This window comes from Streptomyces phytophilus (assembly GCF_013870535.1).
GTDB classification, from domain to species: Bacteria; Actinomycetota; Actinomycetes; order Streptomycetales; family Streptomycetaceae; genus Streptomyces; species Streptomyces phytophilus.
Map to the genome: position 1 here is coordinate 1 of NZ_JACBXC010000718.1, position 3,088 is coordinate 3,088.

Annotated in this window: 3 protein-coding genes; 2 read left to right on the forward strand and 1 reads right to left on the reverse strand. The window is 73.7% G+C overall.

Going from position 1 to position 3,088, the window contains the following annotated elements; all coding sequences use genetic code 11:
• The coding region (locus H5J30_RS24095; RefSeq protein ID WP_181789467.1) for an enoyl-CoA hydratase-related protein at nt 1–401 on the reverse strand (401 nt) is incomplete at its 3' end.
• A gap of 245 nt (nt 402–646) precedes the next feature.
• Here H5J30_RS24095 and H5J30_RS24100 point away from each other — a divergent pair.
• On the forward strand, nt 647–1,780 hold the full coding sequence (locus H5J30_RS24100) for a thiolase family protein (RefSeq protein WP_181789468.1): 1,134 nt from the start codon (nt 647–649) through the stop codon (nt 1,778–1,780).
• A gap of 5 nt (nt 1,781–1,785) precedes the next feature.
• A complete protein-coding gene (locus tag H5J30_RS24105) occupies nt 1,786–2,931 on the forward strand; it encodes an acyl-CoA dehydrogenase family protein (protein ID WP_181789469.1) in 1,146 nt (381 codons plus the stop codon).
• Nucleotides 2,932–3,088 lie beyond the last annotated feature (157 nt).

Genomic DNA, 3,088 nt, shown 5'->3' on the forward strand with positions numbered 1-3,088 from the left:
ACGTCCGTGGCCGCGAGCCGCAGGTCGCACAGGAGCGCCAGGTCGCACCCGGCGCCGACCGCGGGTCCGTTCACCGCCGCGATCAGCGGCACCTCGCAGCCGTAGAGCGCGCGGGTGAGGCGCTGGATGCCGCGCCGGTAGCCGTCGAGTTGCCGGTGCGGAGGCCCGCCGAAGCCGTCGTTGCCCGCGGCCATCGCCGCGATGTCGCCGCCGGTGGAGAAGGCGGAGCCGGCCCCGGTCAGCACGACGGCGCGCACGGAGCCGTCCGCGTCCGCCGCGTCCGCGAGGCGTACGAGGGCGTCCACGACCGCCGCGCCCGAGACCGGATTGCGCCGCTCCGGCAGGTTCAGGGTCCAGGTCACGACGTGCCCGGAGCGTTCCACGAGGACCGGATCTGCCAAGGCCCCTCCCGATGTCGTACGGGCTGCGCGGTCACGTACCGCGGCGCCGCAGGTGCCTCCAATCCATCACGTACGGCGGCCGGTGCACCAAGACCCGGCGCCGATCACTTCCATAGCCGCCGGCTATGCGTGCGGGCGGCGGGGCGGCTCATAGGCGCTGCCTATCCCTGCATTCACCAAGCGGGCTTTGACCGGCTCCGTACGTCCCTCGTTCACTGGTGGCGAACCGAGCCGAGGAGGCGCCCATGCGGGACGCAGTGATCGTGGACGCGGTGCGTACGCCGATCGGAAAACGGGACGGGGCGCTGGCCGGCATCCATCCCGCCGACCTGTCCGCGCACGTACTGACGGCGCTCGCGGACCGCAACGACTTCGCGCCCGGCGACGTCGACGACGTGGTCTGGGGCTGCGTCGGCCAGGCCGGCGACCAGACCGGGGACATCGCCCGCACCGCCGTGCTCGCCGCCGGCTGGCCGGACTCCGTGCCCGGCGTGACCGTCGACCGCCGCTGCGGCTCCAGTCAGCAGGCGCTGCACTTTGCCGCCGCCGGGGTGATCGCCGGGCAGTACGACCTGGTCGTCGCCGGCGGCGTGGAGTCGATGAGCCGGGTGCCGCTGGGCGCGGCGGCGCAGGGCGGCAAGCCGCACCCGCCGAGCGTGCTCGGCCGCTACGGCGTCAGCGGCTTCAGCCAGGGCACCGGGGCGGAACTGATCGCCGAGCGGTGGGGCCTCACCCGGGAGCGGCTGGATACGTACGCGGTCCGCTCGCACGACCGCGCCGCCGCGGCCACGGACGCCGGCGCCTTCGAGGGGCAACTCGTGCCCGCCGGCGGGCTCCGCGGCGACGAGGGCATCCGACGGGGCAGCTCGGTGACCACGCTGGCCGGGCTGAGGACCGTGTTCCGGGAGGACGGGGTGATCACCGCGGGCAACTCGTCGCAGATCTCCGACGGCGCCGCCGCCCTCCTCGTCACCTCCGGCGAGACCGCCAGAGCCCGGGGCCTGCGGCCGTTGGCGCGCGTGCACACCGCGGTGGTCGCGGGCGACGACCCCGTCGTCATGCTCACCGCCCCCATCGCCGCCACCGCCAAGGCGCTCAAGCGGGCCGGTCTCGGCATCGGCGACATCGGCGCGTACGAGGTGAACGAGGCGTTCGCGGCCGTCCCGCTCGCCTGGCAGGCCGAGACCGGCGCGGCCGACGACCGGCTCAACCCGCTGGGTGGCGCCATCGCGACCGGCCACCCCCTCGGCGGCAGCGGTGCCGCCCTGCTGACCCGGCTGGTCCACCACATGCGCGACCGGCGCATCCGGTACGGGCTCCAGACCATGTGCGAAGGCGGCGGCATGGCCAACGCGACCGTTCTCGAACTCCTCGGGTAGCAGCGATGAGACGCACCATCTTCGGCGCCGCACACGAGACGTTCCGCGCCACCGCCCGCGACTTCCTCGACGAGCAGATCGTGCCCCGGTTCCCCGCCTGGGAGGAGGCCGGGATCGTGCCGCGGGAGGTCTTCCACGAGGTCGGCGCGCTCGGCGTGCTCGGCATCCAGATCCCCGAGCGGCACGGCGGCGCGGGCGAGTCCAGTTTCCTGTACCCGGCGATCTGGGCGGAGGAGACCGCCCGCGCGCACGTGAACCTGGGCGGTCTCGGCGTCCATCTCAACGTCGTCGTGCCGTACTTCGTCGCGTACAGCAGCGAGGAGCAGGCGCGGCGCTGGCTGCCCGGGCTGGGCAGCGGTGCGCTGATGGCGTCGATCGCGATGACCGAGCCCGGCACCGGCTCCGACCTCGCGGGCATGGCCACCGCCGCCGTACGGGACGGCGACGACTGGGTGCTCAACGGCGCCAAGACGTTCATCACCGGCGGCATCAACGCCGACCTGGTCGTCGTCGTCGCGCGCACCGACCGCGGCGGCGAGCGCCGGGACGGGCTGTCGCTTCTGGTCGTCGAGCGGGACATGCCCGGCTTTACCCGGGGCCGCAACCTCGACAAGCTGGGCCTGCGCACCCAGGACACCGCGGAGCTGTTCTTCGAGGACGTACGCGTCCCCGCCGGGAACCTGCTCGGCGAGGAGGGCCGGGCGTTCACGTACCTGACCGGGAACCTGCCGCAGGAGCGCCTGGCGATCGCGGTGTACGCGCAGGCCGCCGCTGAGGCGGCGGTGGCGGGCACGCTCGACTACGTCCGGGACCGGAAGGTGTTCGGCAAGAGCGTCTCCTCCTTCCAGAACACCAAGTTCGAGCTGGCCGCCTGCGCGACCGGCCTGGAGGCCGGGCGGGCGCTGGTGGACCGGGCGCTCGCCGCGCACGAGGCGGGGGAGCTGTCGGCGGCCGACGCCGCCAAGGTGAAGGTCTTCTGCACCGAACTCCAGGGCGACGTGGTCGACCGCTGCCTGCAGCTGTACGGCGGCTACGGCTACATGCGCGAGTACCCGATCGCCCGGTTGTACGCGGACGCCCGCGTCAGCCGCATCTACGGCGGCACCACCGAGGTGCTCAACACGATCATCGCCAAGTCCCTCGGCCTCTAGCCCCGTTCTGTACCCCCGTCACGAGAGGCGTGTCATGCGCTTGGAAGGCATCTCCGCCGCCGTCACCGGCGGCGCCCGCGGCCTCGGGCTGGCCACCACCCGCATGCTTGCCGCGGCAGGCTGCCGGGTGACGGTGATCGACCTGCCCGACAGCGGC

Coding starts and splice junctions, on each gene's coding strand:
- H5J30_RS24100 (WP_181789468.1), top strand. CDS start 647: ATGCGGGACGCAGTGATCGTGGACGCGGTGCGTACGCCGATCGGAAAA.
- H5J30_RS24105 (WP_181789469.1), top strand. CDS start 1,786: ATGAGACGCACCATCTTCGGCGCCGCACACGAGACGTTCCGCGCCACC.